Origin of the sequence: Psychrobacter sp. (assembly GCF_035469765.1) — a bacterium.
GTDB lineage: Bacteria > Pseudomonadota > Gammaproteobacteria > Pseudomonadales > Moraxellaceae > Psychrobacter.
This window is the reverse complement of record NZ_DATIRM010000264.1, coordinates 1-2,529: the sequence shown is the minus strand read 5'-3', so window position 1 is coordinate 2,529 and position 2,529 is coordinate 1. Positions and strand designations below refer to the sequence as shown.

Here is a 2,529-nt window from a genome sequence, read left to right as displayed (position 1 = left end):
CTATTTACATGAAACGTATGACATACCTCTTAAACGTATCGTGCAAGAAGGTAAGAGCACGAGCACAGCAGAGAATCTTATTTATAGCCAAGAAATATTAGCAGCAAAAGGTATTTCTATTGCCACGCCAATTGCTATCGTAACCAGTGACTTTCATATTATTCGCGCCGAAAGTATCGCTCGGCATCAAGGCTATTTGCAACCTATAATGCTCGCTAGCTCCACGCCACTATCCATACGCTATAACGCATGGTTTCGTGAGTACTTTGCCTTTATTAGCGGCTGGTTATTTGGCGAATATTAGACCACTGAAATATCTGTACTCTTTGTGATGAATGAAAGTGACTTATCATTTGAATATAAATAATAAGGGACGCTGTCATGATCATAGATATCTTGTTGACCATACATTTTATCTTGCTGATACTGATTTCTTTACGGGTCTTATCTCGTCATGATTTGACCTCGCCTGCAAGATTGGCATGGATTGTTATCCTGTTTATTTTGCCTTATTTTGGCGTACTGATTTACTGGATGTTTGGTGAAGTGCATCTGGGTCATGACTTTGGGCAAAAACGCGACGATATCATTAAGCGATTAAATACTCATAGCCCAAGCGTGCTTGGTCATGAGACGACATTAGAAAAAATGATCAAGCCTACCTATCAAGCCTCATTTGCATATGCTGCAAATGCCACTGGTTTTCATACTATGGAGGGTAATCAGGCGGAGCTCATGGCAGATGCAAGTGAAACTCGCAGACGCATGATTGCCGATTTTGATGCTGCAACAGACCATATCCATGTGCTGTATTACATTTGGCTCGCCGACGGCATGGGTATGGATACGGCGCAAGCCCTCATCCGAGCAGCAAAGCGCGGTGTTACTTGTCGAGCGATGGTCGATGGCATGGGTTCACGCAAGATGGTAAGCTCAAAGATATGGCAAGAAATGAAGCATGCTGGCGTACAAATTAGTGTCGCTCTACCACTGACTAACTTTATAAAAGTGATACTATTTAGCCGTATTGATCTGCGCAATCACCGCAAGATTACTGTCATTGATGGCAAAATTGGCTACGCTGGTAGTCGTAACTGCGCCGACCCTGAGTTTATGATAAAACCAAAATATGCCCCGTGGGTGGATATTATGCTGCGTATCGAAGGACCAATCGTTGCGCAAAATCAGATGTTATTTGCCAGTGATTGGTTGATTGAAAACCCTGATACACCGCTCGATAGCTTCTATTATGACAGCACGCCAAAGCCTAATGGTTTCCCTGCCCAAGTTTTTTCAGATGGTCCCACTCAGCGCCACGGTACCACATCGCAGTTTTTAGGTGCTTTGATTAGCCAAGCCCAGCATACGCTGATTATTTCCACACCCTACTTTGTACCGGATTATTCACTCGTTAGCATTTTGTGCGCCACGGCCTATCGCGGCGTTGAAGTGACGATGATTTTCCCTAAAAAAAATGACTCCTTTATCGTCGCTGCGACCAGTCACAGTTATTATTGGCAATTGCTTGAAGCGGGCGTAAAAATCTATGAATACAAACCAGGGCTTTTACACGCCAAAACCCTAACGGTCGATGGTGAGATTGGTTTGATTGGCTCGACCAATTTAGATTTGCGTAGCTTTGACTTGAATTATGAGAACAACATTATCTTTAGTGATAAAAAGCTGACGGCAGATATTATGCAGCGTCAATATCAATATATCGCTGACTCAGATGAAGTAACACGTGAAGAGGTGAAAAACTGGCCGCTATCCTCTAGAATTTGGAATAATATTATTGCCACCATGGGGCCTGTTTTATAGATCCAATTTTATACGTTACTAAGCTCAGTTAATCAGCCTATGCAGGCGCTTTTTTTTGCAAAACATACACGACAAACTTGGCTTCAGTTGTAAATGTTTCGGTTGCAACTTTTGCTAGTAGTGCTTGTCTTTTTTCGCTATGCGCACGGTATGCATAAGGGGTCATAGTCAGTAAGTCAGCCAAATCTTCCAACGATAACGTTAACTCAGTGCTGACATGAGAGATATTGAGCAGCGTAAAATAAGGTTCTAACTCCTGCAAAAATTTGTCAGAATCGTGTTCGCGAACATTATCAAATAGCGCCTCACGCACCGTAGCTAAGTGCCCCACATCGGGCTTGGCTATTATTAAGTAGCCCTCATCGCCTAATACTTCATTAAACGCTTCTGGCAGAATAGGACTAAAAATACTGCTAATCCCATTGATACTATGTGCACGTAATGGCAAATGAGCAGCACTGGTTACTAATGGATAAATCATTGCTGCCTTAGAGCCATCAACTGATTTAGAGTCACCCATTACTTTTTTCTGATACCACAGATTATTTTTAGTCTTACTGGCTTTAGCAAGCTCTACCACGGCAGGTTTGCTGATATCTGCCGCAATGAGTGTATCCATGCCCGTCTGAGCCATTGCTTGGGTGTAATAGCCTTCGCCGCAACCAATATCTAGCCAATTGACTGGCTTGTTGGTTTGTTCCGATAATA

At 42.8% G+C, this 2,529-nt stretch carries 3 protein-coding genes; 2 read left to right on the top strand and 1 reads right to left on the bottom strand.

What is annotated here, in order from left to right; translation table 11 throughout:
• Both VLN09_RS07465 and cls read left to right on the top strand, forming a co-directional pair.
• Positions 1-304, top strand: a 304-nt coding sequence (locus VLN09_RS07465) for a YdcF family protein (protein WP_325245174.1), incomplete at its 5' end; no start/stop codon positions are given.
• Positions 305-381: 77 nt separating this feature from the next.
• Positions 382-1,821, top strand: coding sequence for a cardiolipin synthase (gene cls / locus VLN09_RS07460; protein WP_325245172.1), 1,440 nt, complete (start codon positions 382-384; stop codon positions 1,819-1,821).
• 37 nt (positions 1,822-1,858) lie between these two features.
• Here cls and VLN09_RS07455 read toward each other — a convergent pair.
• A partial coding sequence (locus VLN09_RS07455) for a methyltransferase domain-containing protein (RefSeq protein ID WP_325245170.1) occupies positions 1,859-2,529 on the bottom strand: 671 nt, incomplete at its 5' end.